Origin of the sequence: Caballeronia sordidicola (genome assembly GCF_002220365.1) — a bacterium.
GTDB classification, from domain to species: Bacteria; Pseudomonadota; Gammaproteobacteria; order Burkholderiales; family Burkholderiaceae; genus Caballeronia; species Caballeronia sordidicola_C.
Window position 1 is genome coordinate 65,081 of the sequence record NZ_MTHB01000011.1, and the last position, 26,217, is coordinate 91,297.

Below are 26,217 nucleotides of genomic sequence, written 5' to 3' on the forward strand. Positions count from 1 at the left end.
TTGATGGAAACGGAAGGAGCGCTGCTTCTTCCGTTTTCTTTTGGAGGGAGTCCATGTCCTACCACTGGAATTGGGGTGTTTTCCTAAGCCCCGTCTCGACCGGCGAGCCGACAACCTATCTTGGCTGGCTCATTTCCGGTTTCTGGGTGACCGTGACCGTGTCGCTCGCGTCATGGGTCGTGGCGCTCGTGGTCGGCTCGTTGTTCGGCATTCTTCGCACTGTGCCCAACAGGAAGCTGGCTGCCATTGGCACCGGTTATGTCGCCATCTTTCGGAATATCCCGCTGCTCGTGCAGTTCTTCATCTGGTATCTCGTGATACCAGAGTTGCTGCCCGTTTCCATCGGCAACTGGTTCAAGCAGTTGCCGCCAAACGCGCAGTTCTATTCGTCATCCATTATCTGCCTCGGGTTGTTCACCGGAGCACGCGTGTGCGAGCAAGTGCGCTCGGGCATTGCGGCCTTGCCGCGCGGACAGCGCGCCGCTGGTCTCGCCATGGGGTTCACCGAATGGCAGACCTACCGTTACATCCTGATGCCCGTCGCGTACCGGATCATCGTGCCGCCGCTCACGTCGGAGTTCCTGAACGTGTTCAAGAACTCGGCGGTGGCGTCGACCATCGGGTTGCTCGAATTGTCGGCCCAGGCGCGGCAACTTGTGGACTACACCGCGCAGTCGTATGAGTCGTTCATCGCCGTCACGCTTGCCTACATGCTGATCAATCTGGTCGTCATGCAACTGATGAAGGTAGTCGAAGCGAAGACTCGGCTGCCCGGCTACATTGGAGGCAAGTGATGCATCATTTCAATTGGAGCAGTGTGCTGAGCTCGCTGCCTACGCTCTGGACCGGCGCCATCATCACCTTCAAGATCACGGTGCTCGCGCTCGTGTTCGGGATTATTTGGGGCACCGTGCTCGCGCTGCTGCGCCTGTCGGGCATCAAGCCGCTCGAATGGTTCGCGAAGGGGTATGTCACGCTGTTTCGTTCGATCCCGCTCGTGATGGTGCTGCTGTGGTTCTTTTTGATCGTGCCGCAATTCCTGCAGAATGTGCTTGGGTTATCGCCGGAAATCGATATCCGGCTCGCCTCCGCCATGGTCGCTTTCTCGTTGTTCGAGGCCGCGTATTATTCGGAGATTATCCGTGCAGGGATTCAGGCGGTGTCGCGCGGGCAGGTCAACGCGGCGTTCGCGCTCGGCATGACATACACGCAGTCCATGAAGCTGATCGTGCTGCCGCAGGCGTTTCGGGCGATGGTTCCGTTGTTGCTCACGCAGGCTATCGTGTTGTTCCAGGATACGTCGCTGGTGTATGTGATCAGCCTCGCGGATTTTTTCCGCACGGCAACGAATGTGGGCGATCGCGACGGCACGACCGTCGAAATGGTGCTGTTCGCCGGCGCCTGTTATTTCGTGGTGTGCCTGGTTGCATCGGGTCTTGTCAAAAGTCTTCAGAAAAAGGTCGCTCGATGATCTCACTCAAGAATGTTTCGAAATGGTATGGCCCGTTTCAAGTCCTCACCGATTGCACGACGGAAGTCAAAAAGGGCGAAGTGGTCGTGGTGTGCGGTCCTTCGGGCTCGGGCAAGTCGACGCTGATTAAAACCGTGAACGGACTCGAGCCGTTCCAGAAGGGCGAGATCACGATCAACGGGCAATCGCTCGGCGATAAGAAAACCAACTTGTCGAAGCTGCGCGCGAAAGTTGGCATGGTGTTCCAGCACTTCGAACTGTTCCCGCATCTGACGATCGTGCAGAACCTGACGCTGGCGCAGATCAAGGTGCTGGGGCGCTCGAAGGACGAAGCGACGGCCAAGGGATTGAAGCTGCTGGAGCGCGTAGGCTTGAGCACTCACGCCGATAAATTCCCCGGTCAGCTGTCCGGCGGGCAGCAGCAGCGGGTGGCGATTGCGCGGGCGCTATCGATGGATCCGATCGCCATGCTCTTTGATGAACCCACGTCCGCGCTCGATCCGGAGATGATCAACGAAGTGCTCGACGTGATGGTCGAACTCGCGCAGGAAGGCATGACCATGATGTGCGTGACGCACGAAATGGGCTTTGCGAAGAAGGTTGCGCATCGCGTGATCTTCATGGACAAGGGCTTGATCGTGGAAGACGACAAGAAGGACGCGTTCTTTGAGAATCCGAAGTCGGATCGGGCCAAGGACTTTTTGGCGAAGATCCTGCATTGATGGTGTGATACAGGCTGCGTCGGCTAACGCCGATCAGCCTGGCGTGTTGTTTCCATTGGTTTCAAAGAAGCGTGCGATGTGAAAATGGCCGTTCCAGCGTGAGCTGGAAAACGGCCATTTTTGTCTTTGTGTGTTGTCCAGCGCTAGTGGCTGGTTGAAGCTGCTTTCGTGTTGTCCTGTGTCACTGCATCGGGCGCGTTTTTCTTCAGCGAATCAATCCCGGCATCCCTGGCGGCCGCGCTGCTATAAGCCTCGCTCACGCCAATAATTTCGTGATTGCCGGCCTTCAGGTTGAAATAAGGCGCGCCGCTTTTATCCGTCTTGCGCTCGTAGCGTTCGTCGATCAGCGCATTCGCCTTGACCGATGCAATGCCATGTTCCGCCGACGCTCGCGTGACATACGTCTCGCTCTTGAGGATCGGTTCGCCATTGGCTGCCCGCAGGTTGAAATAGAACTGGCCGTTACGGGCACGGTCGATGACGAATTTTCCTGACATGGCATAAGCTCCCTGGGTAGTGGAACAAGCGTGAGTTCAGGTGATTCCTCGGCCGCGAATCTACTCCGCATCTACTCCGCATCTACTCCGCATCTACTCCGCATCTACTCTATACCGAGTTCGGTCTCCACATCCGCGGTCGTTGCGATGGTCTCTATAGTCTCAACACGCAGCACCGATTCAACGCAAACCTTGCACAACGGTTCGCGCGCTTTCTCCGCGACGTCCTCTGGCACCGGAACGTTGAGCGTCCTGAGCAACGCGCCGTGCTGGAACAACGCCAGGTCGCCGGGCGCGAAACGCGTCCAGATTTCGTCGTCGGTGAGCGGCGACGTGGCGATCACCGCGACTCGATCTTCCGGCGTGGTGTACTTCGCGAAATCGATCGACATGTCGGCATCGATCAAATGCGCCGTGGAGAACGGCCAACTGCGCACGAGGTAGTACAGGTGCGTGGAGCAATGCGTGAACAGCGCCTGGCCGTTCGACATCAGGAAATTGAATACACCGAATTGCGTAATCTCGCGCGTGAGCTTTTCCAGCGCCGCGAACAGTTCGTCCAGCGGCGGTTGGCAGCCTGGGAATTCGCGTCGCAGACCTTGCAGCAAAGCGCAGAACGCCAGCTCGCTGTCGGTGGTGCCGACCGGTTGATATTGCCCGTTCAGGCAGGGCTTGAAATCCTTCAGGTCGCCGTTGTGCGCGAAAATCCAATGCCGTCCCCACAACTCGCGCATGAACGGATGGCAATTCTCAAGCAGGATGTGACCTTGCGTGGCCTTGCGAATATGCGCGATCGTGTTCTTCGATTTAATCGGATAACGCTTGACCATTTCGGCGAGCGGTGAACTGGCCGACGACTGGTGATCGATGAAAAGGCGACACGCCTTGTCTTCAAAGAACGCAATGCCCCAGCCGTCCGCGTGATGGTCGGTAACGCCGCCACGCGCCGCGAAACCGGTGAACGAGAAAGTCACGTCCGTTGGTTCCGCGCAGTTCATTCCGAGAAGTTGGCACATTGCTGAGGCTGCAGACTGGGTGAATGGAGCTAACCGTTACAATACGGGTTGCCAAAGCATAGCACCGACGAAACCGCCAAAAAATCGCGGCTTTCGACCGCGGGGTGGCATCGTTGTGGAATTTCCACGGTATGGTTGGTTTGCGGACGAAAAACTGACCGATTGGGTTCGAAGCTTCCGCTGGTAGCCTGATTGAGCACCTGGTGCCGGCGCTTGATTCACTGATCCGGTCCGCCGATATTCATAGCGGAGCTGCGCCGCTTGGAGGTGTTTCAGCCTCGCTTATGTTTGCGTGCGTGCTGAAGCTTTTTGGTTTCGCGGCCGCCACAGTCCCTGCGTTTTCGTCATCCGATTATTTTCATCGCTATCACGCCAATGTCCGCTTCCACGCCTGCCTCCGCCTCGTCCTCACCTTCCGTTTACTCCGTTACGCTCGTGCGTCCTGACGACTGGCATTTGCACGTGCGCGATGGCGCCGTGCTCGCCGCTGTCCTGCCGCACACGGCGCGACAGTTCGGCCGGGCGATCATCATGCCGAACCTGCGGCCGCCAGTGACGACGACCGACATGGCGGCGGCGTATCGCGGGCGCATTCTGGCCGCGTTGCCCAAGGACGGCCCGGGTGCGCGTTTCGAGCCGCTGATGACGCTTTATCTCACCGACAACACGCCGCCCGACGAAATTCGCCTCGCTCGCGAAAGCGGTTTCGTCCACGGGGTAAAGCTGTATCCCGCTGGGGCGACGACCAATTCGGACGCTGGTGTCACGAGCATCGCGAAGTGCGCGAAGACGTTGGAAGCGATGCAAAAGCACGACCTGCCGCTGCTCGTGCATGGCGAAGTAACAGACCCGGCCATCGATATGTTCGATCGCGAAAAGGTGTTTATCGATCGGGTGATGACGCCATTGCGCCGCGATTTTCCCGCGCTGAAGGTCGTGTTCGAGCACATCACGACGAAGGACGCCGCCGATTACGTCCGCGATGCCGACGGCCCGACCGGCGCCACGCTGACCGCGCATCACCTGCTGTACAACCGCAATGCGCTGTTTGTCGGCGGAATCCGGCCGCATTACTACTGCTTGCCGGTGCTCAAGCGCGAGACGCATCGCGTGGCGCTGCTCGCGGCGGCTACGTCGGGCAATCCGCGCTTTTTCCTAGGCACGGACAGCGCGCCGCATGCGAAAGGGCTGAAGGAGCACGCGTGCGGCTGCGCGGGATGTTACACGGCGCTGCACGCGCTGGAACTCTACACGCAAGCCTTCGATCAGGCCGGCGCGCTTGATCGACTCGAGGGTTTCGCGAGTTTCCACGGTGCCGACTTTTACGGTTTGCCGCGCTCGACCGAGAGCGTGACGCTGCGCCGCGAACCCTGGACGCTACCGGCGGAGTTCATGGCGGGCGGTGACGAGATCGTGCCGCTGGGCGGCGGAGAATCGATCGGCTGGCGCATGGAGTGACGGTTGCCGGGGAACGCTTGGGGCAGGTCCGGGCGTGCCAGTTGTTTGCTTGATTCAAGACCTTGCAGCCTCTCGAGCTACTCGTATGTCCGACCGGGAAAATGCACCGAAGCCTGAAAGCGCGAGAATGGCATCGCACCTCGCCAATACGCGCGCGGCGCAGGGCTTCATGGACATTGACTGGTCGCGTCCGTGGCTGGCGCCACTTGCCGAGCGTGGCGAGCGCTGGCGCCGGGCCGCACTCGAAAGCTATCCAGCCTATCTTTCCACGCTTAACTCCGATGCACACACTGACCCGCACGTAACCGGACAGGGCAAGCCGCTGTCGTTCATTGCGCAGGACGAGTTGCCGGCGGGGGCATCGTATGAAGGGCATATCGCCGAGACCGGGTGCGTGCCCACGCGCTACAACCTGCACGATTTCTTCAACGCCGCGATGTGGTTTCAGTATCCGCGCATCAAGGCGGCGCTGAACGCCGGCCAAGCTGCGGAAATCGATGTGCTTGGCATTGGTCCCACACGAGGCGCAGCGCGTGACGCGCTAACGCTCTTCGACGAAAACGCGATCCTCTTTGCCTGCGCTGACGCGTCGCTCGCCGCTGCACTTCGCGCATTCGACTGGCGCACGTTGCTCGGCGAACAACGCGCAGCCTGGGGCCTTCGATGCGAGGCACGCATCTTCGGCCACGCGCTGCTGCAAAAGCTCGTCGTCCCGTACAAGGCGTGCACGGGGCACGCCTGGATCGTAGAAGTCGAGCCGGCCTATTTCTCCGCCTCCGCCTCCGATGCCGGGCGCCGCGCGATCCTTGACCATGCAGTGTCTGAACGGCTAAAGAGCGAAGCCATTTCCAGCCGATCGTTCACGCCACTGCCGGTGCTGGGCGTGCCGGGCTGGTGGCCTGAGAACGAAGTCCCTTCTTTCTACGATGACCCCCAAGTCTTTCGATCGGGCCGCCGATCGCCGACTTGGCGGGCGCCCGAGCCTGACGTCGAGGCTGCAGCATCCTCCATGCTAAAATCGTTGTCGCAAAGTAGGCCAGGCAGTCGCGGCTGATCCGGTTTCGGCCGGAGAGGGCGAGGAAAGTCCGGACTCCACCAGGCAGGGTGATGGCTAACGGCCATCCGTGGCGACACGCGGAACAGGGCAACAGAAAGCAAACCGCCGATGGCCCCGGGCGCAAGTTCGGGGATCAGGTAAGGGTGAAACGGTGCGGTAAGAGCGCACCGCGGCTGCTGCAAGGCAGACCGGCAAGGTAACCTCCACCCGGAGCAATTCCAAGTAGGCAGGCGCGCATCTTCGAGATGCAGGACGGTGCCTCCGTCTCGTCTGCGGGTAGGGAGCTTGAGCGCGTCAGTAATGGCGCGACTAGAGGAATGGCTGCCACGCGCGTCACGCTTTCGGGCGTGAAGTGCGCACAGAATCCGGCTTATCGGCCTGCTTTGTGAGATGCAAAAAGAAAGCCGGCGTCAGTGATGACGCCGGCTTTTTTTCGACCTGCTTTTTTCTACAATGCCAGGAATTCAGCTCGCGACGATATCGAAGGAATGCGTCAATTCGGCCGTCTTCGCCAGCATGATCGACGCCGAGCAGTATTTGTCGTGTGAGAGCGTGATCGCGCGTTCGACCGTCGCGGGATTCAGGTTCTTGCCTGTCACTGTGAAGTGGAAGTGGATCTTCGTGAACACCTTCGGATCTTCGCTTGCGCGCTCGGCTTTGAGCGTCACCGAGCAACCCACGACTTCCTGACGGCTTTTCTTCAGAATCATCACGACGTCGTACGCGGTACAGCCGCCCGTGCCGAGCAAGACCATTTCCATTGGCCGCGGCGAGAGATTGCGGCCGCCGCCTTCGGGCGCGCCGTCCATTGTGACCAGATGACCGCTGCCCGTCTCCGCGGCAAACGCCATTCCGTCCTGCCCCATCCAGCTAACTTTGCATTCCATAAGAAAACTCCGGTGCCTAAGACACTTGTCTAACGTGTCGATTGTAGCGTTTTAGCTGATTGTAGGAATTGAAGCAGTGCCCGCGTTTGCGTCAGTCGCAAGATATTGTTGCGCTGCAATACATTAGACAAATCCGCGATTTCCCTACTGGGAATAGGGGGTTTTTGTCATAAATCGCGTCAGCCGGACTTTTTATTTTTATATAAGTATATGATTGTAAATAATAAATTTATTGATTTTGGGTTTCGATGTAATTTTACATTATGAAACTCTATCCCATAATGCAAATTTACTTGCTTTGCACAAAAGCAGTTCATATACTTGCTCTGTCTCCTCCACCTCCTCCTAGGTGGATTCAGCCCGAGCCCAAGGCTCGGGCTTTTTTTCGTCTGCTTTAGCATCAATTTCGGTCATGGCAGCTCGGTCGTTCGCTCGCAAAATGACTCTGCGCTGCGAGCGTTCAGCGCTGAATCGGAGTGAATTTGCCTGGCCGACAGGCAAGTTTTGACTTCACATCGAAATTTCCCTTATAATTCAAAGTTCTCTATCCGCACCATGCCCGTGGACGAGAACCAGGGAGAGCCCGCACGCGCCTCGATGCGCACGAACATACAAGCGGGACAAAGCAGGGCAGATTTATTTTTTGGATCGATCATGAAGACGTTTTCCGCAAAAGCCCATGAGGTGACGCGTGAATGGTACGTGATTGACGCGACGGATAAGGTTCTCGGACGTGTCGCCAGTGAAGTGGCCGCCCGACTTCGCGGCAAGCACAAACCCGAGTTCACCCCGCACGTCGACACTGGCGATTTTATCGTCATCATCAACGCCAGCAAGTTGCGCGTCACGGGCAACAAGGGTACTGACAAGAAGTACTACCGTCACTCGGGCTATCCGGGCGGCATCTACGAAACGACGTTCAACAAGATGCAAGAACGCTTCCCGGGCCGCGCGTTCGAGAAAGCTGTTAAGGGCATGTTGCCGAAAGGTCCGCTCGGCTACGCGATGATCAAGAAGCTCAAGGTCTACGCTGGCGCAACGCATCCGCATACGGCTCAACAGCCTAAAGCGCTCGAGATCTAAAGGGAGCCCATATGATCGGTAATTGGAATTACGGTACGGGTCGCCGCAAGAGCGCCACTGCCCGCGTGTTCATCAAGTCCGGCACGGGTCAGATCATCGTCAATGGCAAGCCCATTGCTGATTATTTCTCGCGCGAAACGTCGCTGATGATCGTGCGTCAGCCGCTTGAACTGACGAGCCACGCCACCACGTTCGACATCAAAGTCAACGTGAACGGCGGCGGCGAAACGGGTCAGGCCGGTGCAGTTCGCCACGGCATCACCCGCGCACTGATGGACTACGACGCAACGCTGAAGCCTACGCTGTCGCAAGCCGGCTTTGTTACCCGCGATGCTCGTGAAGTTGAACGTAAGAAAGTTGGTTTCCACAAGGCACGTCGCAGGAAACAATTCTCGAAGCGTTAAGCTGTTTGGCGGTTTCGTCGTTGTTGCGGCGAAATGGCTCGAAAAGCCGCCTGCGTGTCTGCGCTGGCGGCTTTTTTCGTGGCCAATGGTCACGGATCGCGGCAGTCTTTCAGCGATGTCCCCAGCAGCCGCGGCAAATTCGGGATAGTGTGAAGCGATAGCCTATTGATTACATGGGCTTCCAGCACGATATTGAGATCAGCCCTACAATGGGTGCTAGAAGCTTTTTTGGAGAGTTCGAATGAACGCTGTCACCGACACCCCCACGACCGAAATGCCGTTGCCGTTTGTTTTCACCGACGCAGCAGCTGACAAGGTCAAGCAACTGATCGACGAAGAAGGCAATCCGGAACTGAAGCTGCGTGTGTTCGTGCAGGGCGGCGGCTGTTCGGGCTTCCAGTATGGCTTCACGTTCGACGAAGCCATCAACGAAGACGATACCGTGATGGACAAGGCGGGCGTCCAGCTCCTGATCGACTCGATGAGCTATCAATACCTCGTCGGCGCTGAGATTGACTACAAAGACGATCTGAACGGCGCGCAGTTCGTGATCAAGAATCCGAACGCGACCAGCACCTGCGGTTGCGGATCGTCGTTCTCGGCGTGATCCTGATTAGTTGATTCGATTGCGCGGCATTATGCAGATGTGAAACGGAGCCTTCGGGCTCCGTTTTTGTTTTGCGTGTGCGTTTTGCGTGTGCGTTTTGTGGGTGCGTCCGGCTGGACGTGTGCTTCGATCAAAACTGAGGCTATGGGGCAGCGGATCAGGTTCCCTGCGGTACGCCTGAGAGAGCCGTGAGTTTCTTTTTTGTGCCGATAGCCACTTCACGAACCAAAGGTGGTTAGGGGCCGGATGCCCTTAACGCGGATAAATCGCGCCTAAAACCCGTTCCCCGGCAGCGCCTGTTACTGCCGAAACATTGCCCGGCTTACGAGCCACGCAGCGCATCGCAAGCCAAGCAAACGCCAATGCCTCGACCTGCTGTGGTGGCACGCCGAGCGCTTCAGTGGTCATCACGGGGACACCGGCCACGCCGCTCTCCCCAAGCGCCTGCTGGATAGCCTGCATCAGCACCGGATTGCGGGCACCTCCGCCGCATATGTAGACCGCACGGCAATCGGAAGCATGCCGCTCGATTTCTCTTGCAACGGTGATGGCGGTCAGCGCGACAAGCGTGGCTTGCACATCTTCCGGCGACATTTTTTCAAAACTGATGAGTTTGGTGTCGAGCCACGCAGGGTTGAACAGATCTCGGCCAGTGCTTTTAGGCGGCTGCTGTTCGAAAAACGGTTCGTTGAGTAGGGCGTTCAGCAACGGACGGTGCACCCGGCCTCGCGCCGCGAAATGACCGCCTTCGTCGAAGGGGCGTTTCAGATGCCGGTGCGCCCATTCGTCCAGCAATGCGTTCGCTGGTCCGCAATCAAAGCCGTGGACACCGCCATTCGCCGAGAGAATGGTGATGTTGCTGATGCCGCCCAGGTTGCAGACCACGCGCGTCTCGTTCTTGCTACCGAAAATGGTCGCGTGAAATGCCGGGACGAGCGGCGCGCCCTGACCGCCGGCAGCGACGTCGCGGCTACGGAAGTCGGCGACTATGTCGATGTTGGTCATCTCTGCGAGCAGCGCGGGATTATTGATTTGCCGTGTGTAGCCCTTTTCCGGCCTATGCCGCACCGTTTGCCCGTGTACGCCGATCGCGCGGACTTTAGCGGACGAGTAGCCACTCATGCTCGCCAGTTCGTGGCAACACACGGCGTAGCGCGTGGCCAGCGCGTTCGCTGCAAGGGCTTCGCGCTCCAGTTCGTTGTCACCAGGGGCCTGGAGGGCGAACAGCGCGTCGCGCAGGCCTTGCGAGAACCCGACGTGAGCCTCGCCGAGTACAACCGGCGGCTTGCCGGCGGTGAACTGGACGGCAATGCCGTCCACGCCGTCCATGCTCGTGCCCGACATCAGCCCAAAGTACACGCCGTCCGCCATGTCGCCTGCCTCCATTGCCTCGGTCCGTCGCGCCACGTTGCTCTCCTGTTCGATGCGGGTTCACCGATGACCTTGTTCAAGCAGTCATCGGTGCAATTCTTTCGGGCAAAGCAGCCGCGATGGACCGATTATCCACGCATCGACGCGACTCGTTAAGCCGCTGTCCGTTCGGCCATGTTTCGCACACGGCTTCCGGAGCCGGGGCGTTCGAAACATGGCCGAACGGCCAACGCACGGCACACATGAGGGGAAAACGGGGCGAAGGCAGACGACATCACGTAAAATCCGTTGCCTGAACAAGCGAATGCCGCACTTTTTTCCGTGTCCGAACGCGACTGTGGACGAATCCGGAAGCAGCGGCTGTTGCCCGATCGGCGCCTGTTAGCGCCCCGAATAAATCACCCGAAAAAGTTGCAAGCATGACCACTGATCCGAACGACTCTCCGGCTTCGGCTGCGAAAACCTTGCCCCTCACCGACGAAGTGCAGGCCGCCCTTGCCATCGCGAAACGGGGCTGTGACGAGCTGCTGATCGAAGCCGAGTTCGCACAGAAGCTCGCTCGCAGCGCCGCGAGCGGCAAGCCGCTGCGCATCAAGCTTGGCCTCGACCCGACGGCGCCTGATATTCATATTGGCCACACGGTTGTCCTGAACAAGATGCGTCAGCTGCAGGATCTCGGCCATACCGTGATCTTCCTGATCGGCGACTTCACTTCGCTGATCGGGGACCCGTCGGGGCGTAACGCCACGCGCCCGCCGTTGACGCGCGAGCAGATCGAGTCGAATGCGAAGACCTATTTCGAGCAGGCTGCGTTGGTGCTGGATCGTGAGAAGACCGAGATGCGCTACAACAGCGAATGGTCCATGCCGCTCGGCGCCGACGGCATGATCAAGCTCGCGTCGCGTTACACGGTCGCGCGGATTCTTGAGCGCGAGGATTTCACGAAGCGCTACCAGGGTGGCATGCCCATCTCGATTCATGAGTTGCTGTATCCGCTGATGCAGGGTTACGACTCGGTTGCGCTGAACGCCGATCTCGAACTCGGCGGCACGGACCAGAAGTTCAATCTGCTGGTTGGACGCGAATTGCAAAAGCAATACGGCCAGGAGCAGCAATGCATCTTGACCATGCCGTTGCTTGAAGGGCTGGACGGCGTCGAGAAGATGTCGAAGTCGAAGCACAATTACATCGGCATTAGCGAGAAGCCTACCGACATGTTCGGCAAGCTGATGAGCATCTCCGACACGCTCATGTGGCGCTACTTCGAGTTGCTGTCGTTTAGAAGTATCGAAGAGATTGCGCGTTTCAAAAGCGAAGCCGAGGGTGGTCGTAATCCGCGTGATTTCAAGGTGCTGCTGGGGCAGGAGATCGTCGCGCGTTTCCATTCGCGGGCTGACGCGGAGCGGGCGCTGGAAGACTTCAACCATCGTGCGAAGGGCGGCGTGCCGGACGAGATTCCTTCGGTGACGCTCAGCGGCGCACCGCTCGCCATCGGGCAACTGTTGAAGCAAGCCGGGCTGGTGCCCTCGACCAGCGAGGCGCTGCGCAATATCGAGCAAGGTGGTGTGAAGATCGACGGCGCGACGGTGTCGGACAAGGGCTTGAAGATCGAGGCGGGCGAGTTTGTGGTGCAGGTCGGCAAGCGCCGTTTCGCGCGCGTCACGCTGGCGGCGTAAGCGAGTGATTGCACTCATTCAGCGAGTCTTGCGAGCAGACGTGCGTGTGGGCGACCGTGTGACGGGGGCGATCGATGCTGGCTTGCTGGCACTCGTGTGCGCGGAGCGAGGAGACACCTCCGCCATTGCGGACAAGCTGCTGGCGAAAATGCTGGCGTATCGCGTTTTTAGCGATGCCGCCGGCAAGATGAATCTGCCGGTGCGGGATATGGACGGCTCTGGGCGTGCGGGCGGCGTGCTACTGGTGTCGCAGTTCACCCTCGCCGCCGATACGTCCAGCGGGTTGCGGCCAAGCTTCACACCGGCCGCGCCGCCAGAGGAAGGCCGAAGGTTGTTTGATTACTTCGTTGCGCAGGCGCGCGCCACGCATCCCATTGTCGAGACGGGCGAGTTCGGCGCGGACATGCAGGTGTCGCTGGTCAACGACGGGCCGGTCACATTCTGGCTGCAAGTACGTTCCTGAGACGCCCCCGAGACGTCTCCCGAGTTTTGTCACTGCACCCATCGTATCGGGCGCATCTTCCGGAATTTCAAGCATCTAATGACCACGCAAGTCCTCTTCATCAGGCACGGCGAAACCGACTGGAATCGCATCAAGCGTATTCAGGGGCACATTGATATTCCACTGGCTGCGACCGGCATTGCGCAAGCAAGGCAGCTCGCGCAGCGCCTCTTGCAAGAGTCGAAGGCCGGTGCCCGGCCCGACGCGGTGTATTGCAGTGATCTGCTGCGTGCCCAGCAAACCGCCAAACCGTTTGCCGACGCGCTTGGTTTGACGCTGAACCTGAACGAAGGTTTGCGTGAACGTCTATACGGTGACTTTCAAGGTCACAGCGGTGAAGAGATACGCGCGAAGTATCCCTCCGAATACGCGGACTGGCAGAGCCATAATCCGGACTTCGCGCCGCCCGGCGGTGAATCGCAGCGAGCATTCTCACAACGCGTCCTGAGCGCTGTCGAGCCGATCGTGGCCGCGCATGCGGACGGACGTATCGCAGTCGTCGCTCACGGGGGCGTGCTGGACTGCATTTATCGGTTCGTGCGTGGATTGCCGCTCGACGTGCCACGTGACTGGCCGCTGCTGAGTTCCAGCATCAACGTGGTGGACTTTGAGAACGGTCAAGCGAAGGTCGTCTCATGGGGTGATGTCGCGCATCTTTCTTCCCCCGGAAGCGACGACGACCTCAAGGAAGTCCCGCGTTAATCAGGCTTCATCGCAGCGCGGCGCCGGGCTCGCTTGGACACGCCGTTGTTCAGCGCCCAGCGTATCAACGGCGCAATCATCTTGACGCCCGGCCGGGTCCACGCGCGGCGTAGCGGCGCAAGCGTGCTGAATCCGAGCATCGATTGCGCCCAGTCTGGCAACAGGTCCACACCCGCGTTCAGGATCAGCGTGCTGGCGGGTTTCATCAGGACACTGGGCGCTGGCGCGTTCATCAGTACCTTCAGCACTTCCCGAGTGCGTTCGCTTGCTTCCAGCCGTGGCTGCATTGACGCCAGATACGTGTCGATCTCCGCACAGCTCTTCGGCAAGTTGGTCGCACCGAGCATCTCCGCTATGGTCGATGTCTCCGCGTAGTAGCGATCCTGTGCCTCAAGCGGAAGCAGCGGGTTCACGTACCGCAAATGCGCCTTGAGGAAACTCGATACTTCCGCGACGTGAACCCATGTCAGCAACTCAGGATCGCTTGCGCGATACGGCCGCCCGTCGGGAGCCGTGCCCGTCACTGAAAGATGAATCCGCTTTACACGTTCGATGAGCGCAAGCGCGTCATGCTTATTGCCGTACGTCGTACCCGCGATAAACGTGGCTGTGCGGCGCAGGCGTCCGAGAATATCGGTACGAAAGGTGGAGTGCTCCCAGACGCCCGCGAGCGCCATTGGGTGCAGGGCCTGAAGCAGGAGGGCGCTGACGCCGCCGGTCATCATCGACGTAAAGTCGGCGTGAACTTTCCAGCAAATGGCGTCGGGTCCGAACAGTCCCGGGTCGCCAGGCGGCGACGAATAATCCAGCGATGGCCCACTTCCGGTAGTCAGGCTCGTCACGCCGTTGGCAAGTCTGGAGCGTACGCGCTTGACCATCTGGCCGACAAGGCTGGATGAATCGTCAGGGCGCGGACTTGCTTGATCGGACATCGGTTCGGCTATCTGCGATTAGGCTGTAGCGGCTAATACGGCGGTTGGCTTAACTGTCGGTGTTGGCGTCCCACACTTCGCGGACCGGGCCGGCGTCGGGGGCGGCAAGGCCAAAGTGGCGATACGTGAGCAACGTGGCAACGCGTCCGCGTGGTGTGCGCTGTAAATACCCCTGCTGGATCAGATAGGGTTCAAGCACGTCTTCAATGGTGTCGCGTTCTTCGCCAATAGCCGCGGCCAGATTGTCGACCCCGACCGGACCGCCATCGAATTTGTGCAGGATAGCTTCCAGCAGCTTCCGGTCCATCAGGTCGAAGCCAACCGGGTCGACGTCGAGCATCTTCAACGCGGCATCGGCTACTTCGGCTGTGATGTTGCCGTCCGCCCTCACTTCGGCGTAGTCACGAACGCGCCGAAGCAGCCGGTTCGCGATTCGCGGTGTCCCGCGCGCCCGCTTCGCAATTTCCAACGCGCCTTCCGGGACAATATCGGCCTTGAGCAGCGACGCCGAGCGCGTAACGATTCGCGCCAGTTCGCTCGCGGTGTAGAACTCCAGCCGCGACACAATGCCGAAGCGATCGCGTAACGGATTGGTCAACATGCCCGCCCGCGTGGTCGCGCCAACCAGCGTGAACGGCTGCAAATCCAGCTTGACGCTACGTGCCGCCGGACCTTCACCGATCATGATGTCGATCTGATAGTCCTCGAGCGCCGGATACAAAATTTCTTCGACGACCGGCGACAGCCGGTGAATTTCGTCGATAAAAAGCACGTCGTTCTTCTCAAGATTCGTCAGCAGCGCGGCGAGATCGCCGGCGCGTTCCAGCACCGGTCCCGACGTCTGCCGCAAATTCACGCCCATCTCCCGCGCGATGATATGCGCGAGCGTGGTCTTGCCGAGACCCGGCGGCCCGAACAACAGAACGTGATCGAGCGCCTCGGAGCGTCGCCGCGCGGCCTCGATGAAAATCTGAAGCTGATCCCGGATCTTCTCCTGCCCGACGTATTCCTCGAGATCGCGCGGCCGAAGCGCGCGCTCGAACACTTCCTCGTTCGGCGAGACGGGAGTAGCCGAAATGATGCGTTCGGCGGCGAGTTTGTCGGTTTCTATCATGCGTCGATTGTACCGCGTGGCTCGAACACGAAAAGCTGGCCGATCGGCCGACTGTTGGCCAGATCAGCGGCGTGAGAGACTGGCCTGACTAGCTCTTGGACAGCGCTTTCAGGGCCAGCTTGATGCCTTCCGAGACACCCGTGCCGGCCGGAACATTCTTGACCGACATAAGCGCTTCTTTTTCGGAGTAACCCAATGCCAGCAATGCATTCAGGATATCGCTCGCATGGTCGGGGCCGCTTACCGTGCCCGCTGCCGCGCCCAGATCCGCGCCAAGCTTGCCCTTCAGTTCGAGCAACAGGCGCTCGGCCGTCTTCTTGCCGATACCGGGCGTGCGTGTCAGACGCGCGGCGTCCTGCATTGTCACAGCCAGGGCGAGTTCCTGAACGCTCATGCCGGACAGCACGGCCAGCGCCATGCGCGCTCCGATCCCGCTGATCTTGAGCAGTTCGCGGAAGGTCACACGCTCCTGCTGCGTGCCGAAGCCGTACAGCAAATGCGCGTCTTCACGAACGATCAACTGGGTCAGCAATACGATCTTCTCGCCGCTGTTCGGCAGGTTGTAGAAAGTGCTCATGGGTACGGCGATTTCATAGCCCACGCCGCCGCAATCAACGAGCAAGTACGGCGGATTTTTTTCCAGCAAAACGCCTGCAATGCGACCAATCATGGTGAGGAACTTGTAGTGGAGTTAGCCGACAAGACGGCCGCGCCGTACGCGCAGGCCCTTTTTAGCCAGCGATGGGGCGATCTCGCCGAGCGCCGTCATCGCGCCGCCGGCGTGCGCGTGGCAGATGGCCATGCCGAGCGCGTCGGCGGCGTCCGTTCCCGGCACCCCGGTAAGCGCGAGCAAGCGTACGACCATTTGCTGCATTTGTTCTTTCGTGGCGCGGCCATAGCCCACCACGGCCTGCTTCAACTGCAGCGCCGTGTATTCGGCGACCGGCACGCCGCTCGCGACCAGGCCGCAAATGGCTGCGCCGCGCGCCTGGCCGAGCAGCAGCGTGGACTGCGGATTAACGTTGACGAACACTTTTTCGATAGCAGACTGGTCGGGCGCGTGTTGCCGGACAAGCGTCGAGATACCTTCGAAGATCGTGTGGAGACGCGACGGCAAATCTGCGTCGGCAGTCTTGATGACGCCGCTGGTCACATAGGTCAGCGTTTGACCGGTCTTGTCGATGACGCCGAACCCCGTCACGCGCAGGCCCGGGTCAATACCGAGAATTCTCATGGAGTGCCGTTGGAACGTAGTGCTTGCGATACTAACAGCGCGGCGCAAAAAGTAAAAAGCCCGGCGCGCCTGCCGGCCGCCGGACTTTCTAAAGGTGAAGCGTGCTCGGTGTCGTGCTTAGTGTCGTGCTTAGTGACGGAAGTGCCGCGTTCCGGTCAACACCATCGCAATGTTGTGCTCGTCCGCAGCAGCGATCACTTCGTCATCGCGCATGGAGCCGCCCGGCTGGATCACGCAGGTCGCGCCGGCGTTGACCACGACATCGAGGCCATCGCGGAATGGGAAAAACGCATCCGATGCCACGGCCGATCCAGCCAGCGACAGGCCTGCGTTCTGCGCCTTGATACTGGCAATGCGCGCCGAGTCCACGCGGCTCATCTGGCCGGCACCAACGCCGATCGTCATGCCGCCGCCGCAGAACACAATAGCGTTCGACTTCACATATTTGGCGACGCGCCACGCGAACAGCAGATCGTCCATTTCCTTCGGCGTCGGATGACGCTTCGTGACCACGCGCAATTCGTGCGGCTGGACGTTCTTCGAATCCAGCGATTGAACGAGCAAGCCACCACCCACGCGCTTCAGGTCGAACGCGTTGTGACCGTCGCCGAGATCGATCTTCAGCAGACGCACGTTTTGCTTCGCTGTGAAAATCTGCTTGGCCGCATCGCTGAACGAAGGTGCCATCAGTACTTCCACGAACTGCTTGGCAACGGCCTGCGCCGCTGCTTCATCCACTTCACGATTGAACGCGATGATGCCGCCGAACGCGGAGGTGGGATCCGTCTGGAATGCCTTCGAGTACGCTTCGTGCGCGTCCGCACCGATCGCCACGCCGCACGGATTCGCATGCTTGATGATCACGCAGGCCGGCGCATCGAAGGTCTTCACGCATTCCCACGCAGCGTCGGAGTCCGCAATGTTGTTGTACGACAGTTCCTTGCCCTGCAACTGCTCGTAGTTAGCGAGCGCGCCGGCCGGCGTGGTGAGATCGCGGTAGAACGCAGCGCTTTGATGCGGGTTCTCGCCGTAACGCAGGTCCTGCACCTTGGTGAACGCGAGATTGAACGTCGACGGATAGGTGTTGCGGCTCTTGTGCCGCAACTCGTCGGTCAGGCTCGTCAGGTAATTCGTGATCGCGCCATCGTATTGAGCTGTGTGCGCAAACACTTTGGTGGCGAGCTTGAAGTTCGTCGCGTAGCTGACCGTGTTTTTAGCCGCGCGCATTTCTTCGAGGACGATCGCGTAATCCGAGGGATCGACGATCACCGTTACGTCACGATGATTCTTCGCCGCCGAACGCAGCATGGTCGGGCCGCCAATATCGATATTTTCGATCGCGTCTTCCAGCGAGCATTCTTCCTTCGATACAGTCTGCACGAACGGATACAGGTTCACCACCAGCAGGTCGATGGTCGGAATGTTGTGTTGTTCGAGCGCTGCCATGTGTTCAGGAGAATCGCGGCGCGCGAGAATGCCGCCGTGAACCTTCGGGTGCAGCGTTTTCACGCGGCCGTCGAGCATCTCCGGAAAACCGGTGTAGTCGGCGACTTCGGTCACAGGCAGACCTGCATCAGCCAGGAGTTTCGCGGTGCCGCCGGTCGAGAGCAGGCTAACGCCTAGCTCCGACAGCGATTTCGCAAATTCGACGATGCCAGACTTGTCGGAAACGGAAAGGAGCGCTTGCTTGATCATGATGGGAACGGCGGGAGCCGGTAGGGGAGTCGAGGGGAATCAGGAAATTCGAGTCGACCGCCGTACGCCGCGACGGTCCGGATTAAAACAAGTGCTTTAAATGAGTCCGTGCTGTTGCAGCTTCTTGCGCAGCGTGTTGCGGTTGATACCGAGAAATTCGGCCGCGAGCGACTGGTTGCCCTCGGCTTGCTTCAGCACAACTTCCAGCATCGGTTTTTCGACGCACGAAATCACCATCTCGTAGACGTCGTGCGGCTTGGAACCGTCCAGGTCCTGGAAATAATTGTCCAGGCTCTGGCGGACGCATTCTTCTATGTGATGTCTACTCATGCGGCTAGTCGGTCTGTGTGGTTCTGCCCGTCGCACGATTCTTCGGCTTCGTCGTTGCCGCCGCGGTCGCCGTCTGCGCCGAGTTCTTCGACATAGACGAGACGGTCGGACAACGCCTTTTGGGCGTCGAAGAATTCGTTCACGGCGAGCAATTGTTCGCGTGTGGAATCCAGCGTGTTCATCCGATGTCTGAACGTGTTGGCGCCGGAAAGGCCGCGAGTGTACCAGCCGATGTGCTTGCGCGCTGTACGAACGCCCGTGAATTCGCCATAGAAATCATAGTGATCTTCGAGATGCTCATTCATCAGTTGCTGGATCTCGTCGATACGCGGCGCCGGCAAATGTTCGCCCGTTGCCAGAAAGTGTTCGATCTCGCGAAAGAGCCACGGGCGCCCTTGCGCGGCGCGGCCGATCATGATCGCATCCGCACCGGTGATGGCCAGCACGTGACGCGCTTTTTCGGGCGTGGCGATGTCACCGTTGGCCACCACCGGAATGCGCACGGAAGCTTTGACGGCGGCAATGGTCTCGTATTCCGCGTCGCCTTTGTAGAGATCAGCTCGGGTGCGGCCATGCACGGTCAGCATGGAAATGCCCGCGTCTTGCGCAATGCGCGCAATATTCAGCGCGTTTTTGTTCTCTCGATTCCAGCCCGTGCGGATCTTCAGCGTGACGGGCACGGCGTCCGGACCAACGCCGACTGCGTTCACCACGGCCTGCACGATCTGCGCGACCAGCGCTTCGTTTTGCAGCAATGCCGAGCCAGCCGCCACATTGCAAACTTTCTTGGCTGGGCAACCCATGTTGATGTCGATGATCTGCGCGCCGTTCGCTACGTTATGACGCGCGGCTTCAGCGAGCATTTTCGGATCAGCGCCGGCGATTTGTACGGAAATAGGCTCCACTTCGCCAGTGTGATTCGCACGACGGAGCGTTTTCTCGCTTTTCCACAATTGCGCATTCGACGCAACCATTTCGGACACCGCGTATCCCGCGCCCATGCGTTTGCACAACTGCCGGAACGGGCGGTCCGTCACCCCGGCCATGGGGGCGACAAACAGGTTGTTGCGCAAAATGTGGGGGCCGATGGCCGGGGTGGAAATGGGCATGAGCTCGCAGAGATCCCAAATAAAGGGACGCAAAAGCGCTTAAGGAAACGCCTATTTTAACGCGAACGCGATGAGTCAATTAAGTCGAATCGACGCGCAAGTTGTTAAATCTTCGATGAATATCGGGAACGTCGTAGAAGAAACGCTCAACTATAGGCAGATGAATGCAGTGCGGCGTACGCATGTTTGTCGTGATCGGTGCGGCGAGCCGAGCGCGAGAGCGACGCTCGTCGCGATCGAACCCGCAGACCTCACGCAGGGCATGCAGAAGGACCGCGCAAATCGCACGGATCGCACGGATCGCACGGATCGCTAGCGCATGCCGCGCCCCAAGGTGTTCCCAGCGTGATCGACTCATGAGGATTCATTCGCCGCAATCACGCCGCTCGCCGTACTGACTCGAAGCCGCTGCAAGTATTCCGCCAAGTCAGCGCCGTTGCCCGAACATCATCTGTCGCGCCAGCACGGTCTTAACCGGCGGGACGAGTTCCAGCGCGCTCAACGCCAATCCACGCATCGCAGCGAGTGGCGCGAAATCGACGGTGAAAAAACGTGCGAGCGTATCGGTTGCGCCAATTGTCATGCGCCGGTCGAGTGAGCGCCGTTGCGCAAATAGACTCAACGCGACCGTTGTTGGGCCGTTCGTCGATAACGCATCGCACAGCGCGTGGGCATCGCGTAAGCCCAGATTGAGCCCTTGACCCGCAACGGGATGCAGCGTTTGCGCAGCGTTGCCGATAGCGACCGTGCGCCGGTCGACCAGCGCATTCAGCGCATTCAGTCCGAGCGGGAACATCGCCCGCCCGGTGATTCGCGTGAAGCGGCCCATGCGCTCACCGAAGGCCGAGCCGAGTTCGGCGAGGAATTCAGCGTCGGGGAGTTGCGAGCGGCGCGCCGCTTCTTCGGGGTCGCAGCACCAGACGAGCGCGTAGTCAGCCTGGCGGGCGCCGCCGCATGGCAGCAGCGCGATCGGCCCTTCGGGTGTGAAGCGTTCCCACGCAACGCCAGGTTGTGGCGTCGATACGCTCACCGTCCCGACAATAGCCGTCTGGCCATAATCGCGCGTGTTCTTGACGTCGTCGGAAAGAGCGGACGGGGCGGCCGAAGTGTCCGCTTCCTTGTACAACCCGCCTTCGGCATTCACCAGGATGCGTGCGCGGATCGTGCGGTCGCCGGTGGCCGTTTGGATCGAGAGCGTGACGCCCTCGTGGTCGTGCAAGGGTGTTGATGCCGTAGTTTCCGTGAACCAGTGCACGCCGGTTTTGCTGACCGCTTGCGCGAGCGTTGTAACAAGCGAGCCATAGCGCACGACGTAGCCAAGCGCGGGCAAACCATGTTCATCGTGGTCGATCAGCGTGCGGCCGAACTGACCCCGTTGTGAAACGTGAATGCGTTTGATCGGCGTGGCATCGGCGGGGAAACCCAGCGACGATTCAAGCATCGCCCGGCTGCCGTGCGACACCGCAATGGATCGCGGATCGGCCGACGCCGCACCAGGCTCGCGTGCATCAATCAATGCCACCGACAAGCGCGACGTTGCGCTTCGTTTCGCCAGCCAGCCGGCGAGCGCGAGCCCAACCGGACCTGCACCGACAATGGCGATATCGAAGTGATAATCGGCAGGCGGTGCATGGCCGATAGTTTCCGCGGTTTCAATTTGCATCTGGCGTTTGCGCGTCGCGCATCAAGGCTTCGATTTCGTCGGCATCTACCGGCACTTCGCGCGTCGTCAATTCGCAGCCGTCGGCTGTGACGATGGCGTCATCTTCGATCCGGATACCAATATTCGCATACCGTTCGGGCACGTCAACGGCCGCGCGAATGTACAAACCCGGCTCGATGGTCAGCGTCATGCCCGCCTTCAACGTGCGCCACGCGCGTGCGCCCTGGTCGTCGAGTTGCGCGCGGGCGTCGCGATAATCGCCGGCATCGTGCACGTCCATGCCGAGCCAGTGGCTCGTCCGATGCATGTAGAAACGCTGATAAGCCCGCTCGGCGATGACATCGTCGAGCGTCGCGAATTTATTCCGGTCGATGATCCCCGTGTCCAGCAAACCTTGCGCCAATACGCGTACGGCGGCTTCGTGCGGCGCGTCGAAACTGACGCCCTCGCGGGTTGCGTCGACGGCGGCATATTGCGCGGCCAGCACGATGTCGTAGATTTCCCTTTGCGCCGATGTGAACCTCCCGCTTGCCGGAAACGTGCGCGTGATGTCGGACGCGTAGCCGTCGAGCTCGCACGCGGCGTCGATCAGGATCAGGTCGCCCTCGCGCACGATTGTGTTGCCCGCCGGGTAGTGCAGCGTGCAGGCATTCGCGCCGGCGGCGACGATCGTGCCATACGCGGGCGCTTGCGCGCCGCGCCGGCGGAACGTGTAGAGCAGCTCGGCTTCGATCTCGTATTCGTGCATGCCGGGACGGCAGGTTTGCATCGCGCGCCGGTGCGCAACGGCAGAGATGGTGCCTGCGCGCCGCATGATTTCGAGTTCGTGCGCGTCCTTGATGAGGCGCATTTCATCGAGCATAGGCAACAGATCGATCGCTTTCGTGGGCGCTTTCACACCAATCCGGCTCTGCGCACGAACCGCCGCGAGCCAGCCGCGAACCTGCGCGTCGAACTCGGCGGAGCTGCCGAGCGCATAGTGCAACGCGGGGTTATCGGCGAGAAGGCGGGGCATTTCCGTATCGAGCTGATCGATGGGGAACGCCGCGTCGAAACCAAACGCGAGGCGTGCGCCTTCCGGGCCGTAGCGGAAACCTTCCCAGGTTTCGCGCTCGACGTTTTTCTCGCGGCAGAACAGGATGGCGGCGGGGTCTGCTGCGTCGGCGCTGGCGTTGAGCACCAAGGTCGCTTCCGGTTCCGTGAAGCCCGTCAGGTAATAGAAATAGCTGTCGTGGCGGAACGGGTAATCGGCGTCGCGGTTGCGCATGACTTCGCGCGCCGTCGGAATGATTGCCACGCCGCCGCCTGCTTCCCGCAGCGCCGCGAGGACGCGGTCACGGCGGCTGCGATAGACGTCGATGGCTAATAGGGATTGGGCTTCAGTCGATGAGTTCATTCAGCGATTGTAGCGCCGCCTCCGCGATGCTTCACGCCTGTGCTTCAAGCCTCGGAGTCAGGCGTTTGATCCCCGGCGGGTTCCGCTGCCGCCGGCCGATTGCGCACGCTGCCGGCGATCATGTCGAAGCGGAACAGCCGGCATTCGAGCGCGCCGTTAAAAAGCGGCGTTTTCGTCGATTCACGCAGTCGCAGCATGCCCGGCAGTTTTCGATCCGACGTCAGCACATAAGCGCGCCAGCCCGGAAAGCGCTGCTTCATCGCGTTGCCGAACGAGATAAAAAACTCCTGGTCGGCGGGATCAGGTTGCGCGCGAATGAATGCGTCCTCGTCTTCGTCGTGACCACGGTTCTTCGGTTCGCGAAGCTCACCGCGCGGACCGCGCCCGCGCACTTCAATCCGCTCGCCGTATGGAGGATTTGCGACCAGGATGCCGGGGGTGTCCGACGGCGACGTCATGTGGCGCGCGTCGAGTTGTTTCAACGATAGTTCCGGCAAACCTGCGCGTTCCAGATTCGCGTAGGCCTTGTCGAGCATGTCGCCGGAAATGTCGCTGCCGTAAATCCGGATATCCGCACGTGATGACTGCGCGGCACGTTTGGCATCGACCGCTGCGCCTTTCAGCTTTTGCCAAGCGTTCACATCGTATTGCTTCAGCTTTTCGAAGCCGAAACTGCGGTCCACCCCCGGCGCGATGTTCAGCGCGACTTGTGCGGCTTCGGCGAGGAAGGTGCCGCTGCCGCACATCGGATCGTAAAGCGGCGTGCCGGGCGTCCAGCCGGTCAGGCGCAGAATTCCTGCTGCGAGGTTTTCACGCAAGGGAGCCGCGCCCTTGTCGAGTCGCCAGCCGCGTTTGAAGAGCGGATCGCCGGAGGTATCGAGGTAGAGCGTGCATTCGTTCAGCGTGAGGAACGCGAAGACGCGCACGTCGGGTTGCGCGGTATCGACGCTCGGACGATTGCCCGTCAATTCGCGCAAGCGGTCGCACACGGCGTCTTTCACGCGCAGGGTCGCGAATTCGAGGCTGCGCAAAGGGGATTTGATCGCGGTGATGTCGACACGAATGGTTTCATTCGGCGAGAACCATTTCTCCCATTGCTGCTGATAGGCGAGTTCGTAAATGTCGTGTTCGCTGCGATACGGGCCTTGGGCCAGTTTCAGCAACACGCGGCTTGCAATGCGCGAATGCAGGTTGGCGGCGATGCCGGCGGCCCAGCTGCCGCGCAAATGCACGCCGCCGGGGACCTCCTTGCCGGTTCTGAACTGCGAGCCCTCCACATGCTTAGCCCCGATTTCGCCGAGTTCGGCCGCAAGCGGGGCCTCGAGACCGCGCGGGCAGGGGACAAACCAGTCGAAAAGGAAAGTAGTGGCCATCGGCGGTGCTTTTTTGGGAATTGAAGGGGGATATTGTACGCGGGGGAGGGGGTGCGAACGGGCTATACGCGGTCGGACACAATGAATCAACAAAAACGCCGGTGGCTCCAGGAGCACACCGGCGTTTCGTCTCACGCTGCAGCGAGTATCACTCCACCGCCTTCACCATATCCTCGATCACCTTCTTCGCATCGCCGAAAACCATCATCGTCTTGTCCATATAGAACAGTTCATTATCCAGTCCGGCATAACCCGCCGCCATGGACCGCTTGTTCACGATAATCGTCTTCGCCCGATAAGCCTCCAGAATCGGCATGCCCGCAATCACCGATTTAGGGTCCGTCTTCGCCGCCGGGTTCACCACATCGTTCGCCCCCAGCACCAAAACCACGTCCGTCTGCTGAAACTCCCCGTTGATGTCTTCCATCTCGTGGACCAATTCATAGTCCACTTCGGCTTCAGCCAGCAACACGTTCATATGCCCCGGCATCCGCCCGGCCACCGGGTGAATCGCGTACTTAACGTCGATGCCTTTCTCGATCAGCTTATCCGTGAGTTCCTTCAGCGCGTGTTGAGCGCGCGCCACGGCCAGCCCGTACCCCGGCACGATCACGACTGTCTCGGCGTTGCCGAGCATGAACGCGGCGTCATCGGCGGAACCGGATTTCACCGGACGTTGCTCTTGCGCACCGCCCGTTGCCGCCGCACCGCCTTCATTACCGAACCCGCCGAGCAACACGTTGAAGAACGATCGGTTCATCGCGCGGCACATGATGTACGACAGAATCGCACCCGACGATCCAACCAGCGACCCGGCGATAATCAGCATCGGGTTATTCAGCGAGAAGCCGATACCCGCCGCCGCCCAGCCCGAATACGAATTCAGCATGGACACGACCACCGGCATATCCGCGCCGCCAATCGGGATAATGATCAGCACGCCAAGCGCGAACGCGATCAGCGTCATGATCACGAACGGCAGCCACGACTGCGTCAGCATGAAGATAATGCCAAACCCGAGCATCGCGATTGCGAGCAGCAGGTTGATCATGTGCTGGCCGGGATACACGACCGGCGCGCCCTTGAACAAGCGGAACTGATACTTGCCCGAGAGCTTGCCGAACGCGATCACCGAACCGGAAAACGTGATCGCACCCACAAACGTGCCGATAAACAATTCCACGCGATTGCCCACGGGAATCGGGTCACCCAACGCAGCAAGACCAAACGCTGAGGGTTCCGACACAACCGCATACGCAATACACACCGCGGCGAGACCGATCAGCGAGTGCATCGCGGCGACGAGTTCGGGCATTTTCGTCATCTCGACTTTCGCCGCGACATACGCGCCAACCGCACCGCCGACCACGAGCGCCCCAAACAGCAGGCCAAGCCCGAGCGACAGATCCGATCCCAGCGCCGCAGCCTGCTTCACGATCAACGCGATAGTCGTGAGAATCGCGATCGCCATGCCGGCCATGCCGAACGTATTGCCGATACGCGCCGTCTTCGGATTCGACAGCCCTTTGAGCGCCTGGATGAAACACACCGAGGCGATGAGATACAGGAGAGTGACAACGCTCATGCTCATTGCGCGGCCCCCTTCGAAGCGTTAGTAATTTGCTTGGGCGCTTTCTTCTTGAACATCTCGAGCATTCGCCGCGTGACCAGGAACCCGCCGAACACATTGACGGCTGCCAATAAAACGGCGAGCGTGCCGAAGAACTTGCCTGCATCGCCAATCGTCAAGCCAGCGGCGAGCATCGCGCCAACGATCACGATCGCCGAAATGGCGTTCGTTACCGCCATCAAAGGCGTGTGCAACGCGGGCGTGACGTTCCACACCACGTGATAGCCAACGTAGATCGCCAGCACGAAGATGATCAGGTTGATGACCGTGTGATTTACCAGTTCCATG

At 60.0% G+C, this 26,217-nt stretch carries 27 protein-coding genes, 1 other RNA gene and 1 pseudogene; 12 read left to right on the plus strand and 17 right to left on the minus strand.

Going from position 1 to position 26,217, the window contains the following annotated elements; genetic code table 11:
• The first annotated feature begins 53 nt into the window (after positions 1 to 53).
• Genes BSU04_RS00760 through BSU04_RS00770 form a run of 3 tightly spaced genes read left to right on the plus strand, consistent with a single transcriptional unit; the run spans position 54 to position 2,193 of the window.
• On the plus strand, positions 54 to 794 hold the full coding sequence (locus tag BSU04_RS00760) for an amino acid ABC transporter permease (RefSeq protein WP_089158807.1): 741 nt from the start codon (positions 54 to 56) through the stop codon (positions 792 to 794).
• Positions 794 to 1,471: a glutamate/aspartate ABC transporter permease GltK gene (gene gltK, locus BSU04_RS00765; RefSeq protein WP_089158808.1), complete on the plus strand. Its 678-nt coding sequence runs from the start codon at positions 794 to 796 to the stop codon at positions 1,469 to 1,471. The genes BSU04_RS00760 and gltK overlap by 1 nt, the downstream gene beginning before the upstream one ends.
• Entirely contained in the window at positions 1,468 to 2,193 is a 726-nt protein-coding gene (locus BSU04_RS00770) for an amino acid ABC transporter ATP-binding protein (RefSeq protein ID WP_031357531.1), read from the plus strand. The genes gltK and BSU04_RS00770 overlap by 4 nt, the downstream gene beginning before the upstream one ends.
• A 143-nt stretch (positions 2,194 to 2,336) precedes the next feature.
• Here the strand turns inward: BSU04_RS00770 and BSU04_RS00775 are convergent, their stop codons facing one another.
• A complete protein-coding gene (locus BSU04_RS00775) occupies positions 2,337 to 2,690 on the minus strand; it encodes a YegP family protein (protein WP_089158809.1) in 354 nt (117 codons plus the stop codon).
• A gap of 104 nt (positions 2,691 to 2,794) precedes the next feature.
• On the minus strand, positions 2,795 to 3,706 hold the full coding sequence (locus BSU04_RS00780; RefSeq protein WP_089158810.1) for a class II glutamine amidotransferase: 912 nt from the start codon (positions 3,704 to 3,706) through the stop codon (positions 2,795 to 2,797).
• Positions 3,707 to 4,081: 375 nt separating this feature from the next.
• Here BSU04_RS00780 and pyrC point away from each other — a divergent pair, with 375 nt between their 5' ends.
• The 3 genes and pseudogenes from pyrC (at position 4,082) to rnpB (ending at position 6,610) form a co-directional block, all read left to right on the plus strand.
• Positions 4,082 to 5,164, plus strand: a complete 1,083-nt coding sequence (gene pyrC / locus BSU04_RS00785) for a dihydroorotase (protein ID WP_089158811.1) — start codon at positions 4,082 to 4,084, stop codon at positions 5,162 to 5,164.
• Between the two features lie 169 nt (positions 5,165 to 5,333).
• Positions 5,334 to 6,059, plus strand: a pseudogene (locus BSU04_RS00790) (DUF3025 domain-containing protein); the annotation flags it as partial.
• A gap of 133 nt (positions 6,060 to 6,192) precedes the next feature.
• Positions 6,193 to 6,610, plus strand: an RNA gene (gene rnpB / locus BSU04_RS00795) — RNase P RNA component class A.
• A 75-nt stretch (positions 6,611 to 6,685) separates the two neighbouring features.
• On the opposite strand, the gene BSU04_RS00800 is transcribed toward rnpB, so the two are convergent.
• Positions 6,686 to 7,108 (minus strand): OsmC family protein, encoded by a 423-nt coding sequence (locus tag BSU04_RS00800; RefSeq protein ID WP_031357526.1) that lies wholly within the window; start codon positions 7,106 to 7,108, stop codon positions 6,686 to 6,688.
• A gap of 654 nt (positions 7,109 to 7,762) precedes the next feature.
• Between BSU04_RS00800 and rplM the strand changes: the two genes are divergently transcribed.
• The 3 genes from rplM (at position 7,763) to erpA (ending at position 9,202) form a co-directional block, all read left to right on the plus strand.
• Positions 7,763 to 8,191 (plus strand): 50S ribosomal protein L13, encoded by a 429-nt coding sequence (gene rplM, locus BSU04_RS00805; protein WP_031357525.1) that lies wholly within the window; start codon positions 7,763 to 7,765, stop codon positions 8,189 to 8,191.
• Positions 8,192 to 8,202: 11 nt separating this feature from the next.
• The gene (gene rpsI / locus BSU04_RS00810) at positions 8,203 to 8,595 is read left to right on the plus strand and encodes a 30S ribosomal protein S9 (protein ID WP_089158812.1); all 393 of its coding nucleotides are present in this window, start codon (positions 8,203 to 8,205) and stop codon (positions 8,593 to 8,595) included.
• A 241-nt stretch (positions 8,596 to 8,836) separates the two neighbouring features.
• Positions 8,837 to 9,202 carry an iron-sulfur cluster insertion protein ErpA gene (gene erpA, locus BSU04_RS00815; protein ID WP_031357523.1) on the plus strand — a complete coding sequence of 122 codons (366 nt, stop codon included), beginning with the start codon at positions 8,837 to 8,839 and terminating at the stop codon, positions 9,200 to 9,202.
• 252 nt (positions 9,203 to 9,454) lie between these two features.
• On the opposite strand, the gene BSU04_RS00820 is transcribed toward erpA, so the two are convergent.
• Positions 9,455 to 10,588 carry an anhydro-N-acetylmuramic acid kinase gene (locus BSU04_RS00820; protein ID WP_089158813.1) on the minus strand — a complete coding sequence of 378 codons (1,134 nt, stop codon included), beginning with the start codon at positions 10,586 to 10,588 and terminating at the stop codon, positions 9,455 to 9,457.
• Between the two features lie 404 nt (positions 10,589 to 10,992).
• Between BSU04_RS00820 and tyrS the strand changes: the two genes are divergently transcribed.
• The 3 genes from tyrS to BSU04_RS00835 all read left to right on the plus strand — a co-directional run bounded on the left by tyrS (position 10,993) and on the right by BSU04_RS00835 (position 13,453).
• Positions 10,993 to 12,249: a tyrosine--tRNA ligase gene (gene tyrS, locus BSU04_RS00825; protein ID WP_089158814.1), complete on the plus strand. Its 1,257-nt coding sequence runs from the start codon at positions 10,993 to 10,995 to the stop codon at positions 12,247 to 12,249.
• Between the two features lie 4 nt (positions 12,250 to 12,253).
• Entirely contained in the window at positions 12,254 to 12,712 is a 459-nt protein-coding gene (gene dtd, locus BSU04_RS00830; RefSeq protein ID WP_089158815.1) for a D-aminoacyl-tRNA deacylase, read from the plus strand.
• 78 nt (positions 12,713 to 12,790) lie between these two features.
• A complete protein-coding gene (locus BSU04_RS00835; RefSeq protein WP_089158816.1) occupies positions 12,791 to 13,453 on the plus strand; it encodes a histidine phosphatase family protein in 663 nt (220 codons plus the stop codon).
• Here the strand turns inward: BSU04_RS00835 and BSU04_RS00840 are convergent.
• The 13 genes from BSU04_RS00840 to BSU04_RS00900 form a co-directional block, all read right to left on the minus strand.
• Positions 13,450 to 14,385 (minus strand): oxygenase MpaB family protein, encoded by a 936-nt coding sequence (locus BSU04_RS00840; RefSeq protein WP_089158817.1) that lies wholly within the window; start codon positions 14,383 to 14,385, stop codon positions 13,450 to 13,452. The two genes, BSU04_RS00835 and BSU04_RS00840, sit on opposite strands and share 4 nt — an antisense overlap.
• Positions 14,386 to 14,434: 49 nt before the next feature.
• A complete protein-coding gene (gene ruvB, locus BSU04_RS00845) occupies positions 14,435 to 15,499 on the minus strand; it encodes a Holliday junction branch migration DNA helicase RuvB (RefSeq protein WP_089158818.1) in 1,065 nt (354 codons plus the stop codon).
• 88 nt (positions 15,500 to 15,587) lie between these two features.
• Positions 15,588 to 16,169 (minus strand): Holliday junction branch migration protein RuvA, encoded by a 582-nt coding sequence (ruvA, locus tag BSU04_RS00850; protein WP_089158819.1) that lies wholly within the window; start codon positions 16,167 to 16,169, stop codon positions 15,588 to 15,590.
• 21 nt (positions 16,170 to 16,190) lie between these two features.
• Positions 16,191 to 16,733 (minus strand): crossover junction endodeoxyribonuclease RuvC, encoded by a 543-nt coding sequence (ruvC, locus tag BSU04_RS00855; protein WP_031357515.1) that lies wholly within the window; start codon positions 16,731 to 16,733, stop codon positions 16,191 to 16,193.
• Positions 16,734 to 16,862: 129 nt separating this feature from the next.
• Positions 16,863 to 18,428 carry a bifunctional phosphoribosylaminoimidazolecarboxamide formyltransferase/IMP cyclohydrolase gene (purH, locus tag BSU04_RS00860; protein ID WP_089158820.1) on the minus strand — a complete coding sequence of 522 codons (1,566 nt, stop codon included), beginning with the start codon at positions 18,426 to 18,428 and terminating at the stop codon, positions 16,863 to 16,865.
• 96 nt (positions 18,429 to 18,524) lie between these two features.
• Entirely contained in the window at positions 18,525 to 18,758 is a 234-nt protein-coding gene (locus tag BSU04_RS00865) for a Fis family transcriptional regulator (protein ID WP_089158821.1), read from the minus strand.
• Complete coding sequence (gene dusB, locus BSU04_RS00870) at positions 18,755 to 19,867, minus strand: tRNA dihydrouridine synthase DusB (protein ID WP_089158822.1); 1,113 nt, start codon at positions 19,865 to 19,867, stop codon at positions 18,755 to 18,757. Before dusB ends, BSU04_RS00865 begins: the two co-directional genes overlap by 4 nt.
• A 79-nt stretch (positions 19,868 to 19,946) precedes the next feature.
• Positions 19,947 to 20,225, minus strand: a complete 279-nt coding sequence (locus tag BSU04_RS45115) for a hypothetical protein (protein WP_144021085.1) — start codon at positions 20,223 to 20,225, stop codon at positions 19,947 to 19,949.
• A gap of 69 nt (positions 20,226 to 20,294) precedes the next feature.
• A complete protein-coding gene (locus BSU04_RS00880) occupies positions 20,295 to 21,530 on the minus strand; it encodes a UbiH/UbiF/VisC/COQ6 family ubiquinone biosynthesis hydroxylase (protein WP_089158824.1) in 1,236 nt (411 codons plus the stop codon).
• Positions 21,520 to 22,926, minus strand: a complete 1,407-nt coding sequence (locus BSU04_RS00885) for an aminopeptidase P N-terminal domain-containing protein (RefSeq protein ID WP_089158825.1) — start codon at positions 22,924 to 22,926, stop codon at positions 21,520 to 21,522. Before BSU04_RS00885 ends, BSU04_RS00880 begins: the two co-directional genes overlap by 11 nt.
• A gap of 44 nt (positions 22,927 to 22,970) precedes the next feature.
• Positions 22,971 to 24,299 carry a THUMP domain-containing class I SAM-dependent RNA methyltransferase gene (locus BSU04_RS00890; RefSeq protein WP_089158826.1) on the minus strand — a complete coding sequence of 443 codons (1,329 nt, stop codon included), beginning with the start codon at positions 24,297 to 24,299 and terminating at the stop codon, positions 22,971 to 22,973.
• A 148-nt stretch (positions 24,300 to 24,447) separates the two neighbouring features.
• Positions 24,448 to 25,890, minus strand: a complete 1,443-nt coding sequence (locus tag BSU04_RS00895) for an NAD(P)(+) transhydrogenase (Re/Si-specific) subunit beta (protein ID WP_089158827.1) — start codon at positions 25,888 to 25,890, stop codon at positions 24,448 to 24,450.
• Complete coding sequence (locus BSU04_RS00900) at positions 25,887 to 26,216, minus strand: NAD(P) transhydrogenase subunit alpha (protein WP_062090406.1); 330 nt, start codon at positions 26,214 to 26,216, stop codon at positions 25,887 to 25,889. The genes BSU04_RS00895 and BSU04_RS00900 overlap by 4 nt, the downstream gene beginning before the upstream one ends.
• Between the last annotated feature and the right edge of the window lies 1 nt (position 26,217).

What these genes read in the sequence shown, in the direction of transcription:
- BSU04_RS00760 (WP_089158807.1), top strand. Translation starts at nt 54, where the DNA reads ATGTCCTACCACTGGAATTGGGGTGTTTTCCTAAGCCCCGTCTCGACC.
- gltK (WP_089158808.1), top strand. Translation starts at nt 794, where the DNA reads ATGCATCATTTCAATTGGAGCAGTGTGCTGAGCTCGCTGCCTACGCTC.
- BSU04_RS00770 (WP_031357531.1), top strand. Translation starts at nt 1,468, where the DNA reads ATGATCTCACTCAAGAATGTTTCGAAATGGTATGGCCCGTTTCAAGTC.
- BSU04_RS00775 (WP_089158809.1), bottom strand. Translation starts at nt 2,690, where the DNA reads ATGTCAGGAAAATTCGTCATCGACCGTGCCCGTAACGGCCAGTTCTAT.
- BSU04_RS00780 (WP_089158810.1), bottom strand. Translation starts at nt 3,706, where the DNA reads ATGTGCCAACTTCTCGGAATGAACTGCGCGGAACCAACGGACGTGACT.
- pyrC (WP_089158811.1), top strand. Translation starts at nt 4,082, where the DNA reads ATGTCCGCTTCCACGCCTGCCTCCGCCTCGTCCTCACCTTCCGTTTAC.
- BSU04_RS00800 (WP_031357526.1), bottom strand. Translation starts at nt 7,108, where the DNA reads ATGGAATGCAAAGTTAGCTGGATGGGGCAGGACGGAATGGCGTTTGCC.
- rplM (WP_031357525.1), top strand. Translation starts at nt 7,763, where the DNA reads ATGAAGACGTTTTCCGCAAAAGCCCATGAGGTGACGCGTGAATGGTAC.
- rpsI (WP_089158812.1), top strand. Translation starts at nt 8,203, where the DNA reads ATGATCGGTAATTGGAATTACGGTACGGGTCGCCGCAAGAGCGCCACT.
- erpA (WP_031357523.1), top strand. Translation starts at nt 8,837, where the DNA reads ATGAACGCTGTCACCGACACCCCCACGACCGAAATGCCGTTGCCGTTT.
- BSU04_RS00820 (WP_089158813.1), bottom strand. Translation starts at nt 10,588, where the DNA reads ATGGAGGCAGGCGACATGGCGGACGGCGTGTACTTTGGGCTGATGTCG.
- tyrS (WP_089158814.1), top strand. Translation starts at nt 10,993, where the DNA reads ATGACCACTGATCCGAACGACTCTCCGGCTTCGGCTGCGAAAACCTTG.
- BSU04_RS00835 (WP_089158816.1), top strand. Translation starts at nt 12,791, where the DNA reads ATGACCACGCAAGTCCTCTTCATCAGGCACGGCGAAACCGACTGGAAT.
- BSU04_RS00840 (WP_089158817.1), bottom strand. Translation starts at nt 14,385, where the DNA reads ATGTCCGATCAAGCAAGTCCGCGCCCTGACGATTCATCCAGCCTTGTC.
- ruvB (WP_089158818.1), bottom strand. Translation starts at nt 15,499, where the DNA reads ATGATAGAAACCGACAAACTCGCCGCCGAACGCATCATTTCGGCTACT.
- ruvA (WP_089158819.1), bottom strand. Translation starts at nt 16,169, where the DNA reads ATGATTGGTCGCATTGCAGGCGTTTTGCTGGAAAAAAATCCGCCGTAC.
- ruvC (WP_031357515.1), bottom strand. Translation starts at nt 16,733, where the DNA reads ATGAGAATTCTCGGTATTGACCCGGGCCTGCGCGTGACGGGGTTCGGC.
- purH (WP_089158820.1), bottom strand. Translation starts at nt 18,428, where the DNA reads ATGATCAAGCAAGCGCTCCTTTCCGTTTCCGACAAGTCTGGCATCGTC.
- BSU04_RS00865 (WP_089158821.1), bottom strand. Translation starts at nt 18,758, where the DNA reads ATGAGTAGACATCACATAGAAGAATGCGTCCGCCAGAGCCTGGACAAT.
- dusB (WP_089158822.1), bottom strand. Translation starts at nt 19,867, where the DNA reads ATGCCCATTTCCACCCCGGCCATCGGCCCCCACATTTTGCGCAACAAC.
- BSU04_RS45115 (WP_144021085.1), bottom strand. Translation starts at nt 20,225, where the DNA reads ATGAGTCGATCACGCTGGGAACACCTTGGGGCGCGGCATGCGCTAGCG.
- BSU04_RS00880 (WP_089158824.1), bottom strand. Translation starts at nt 21,530, where the DNA reads ATGCAAATTGAAACCGCGGAAACTATCGGCCATGCACCGCCTGCCGAT.
- BSU04_RS00885 (WP_089158825.1), bottom strand. Translation starts at nt 22,926, where the DNA reads ATGAACTCATCGACTGAAGCCCAATCCCTATTAGCCATCGACGTCTAT.
- BSU04_RS00890 (WP_089158826.1), bottom strand. Translation starts at nt 24,299, where the DNA reads ATGGCCACTACTTTCCTTTTCGACTGGTTTGTCCCCTGCCCGCGCGGT.
- BSU04_RS00895 (WP_089158827.1), bottom strand. Translation starts at nt 25,890, where the DNA reads ATGAGCATGAGCGTTGTCACTCTCCTGTATCTCATCGCCTCGGTGTGT.
- BSU04_RS00900 (WP_062090406.1), bottom strand. Translation starts at nt 26,216, where the DNA reads ATGGAACTGGTAAATCACACGGTCATCAACCTGATCATCTTCGTGCTG.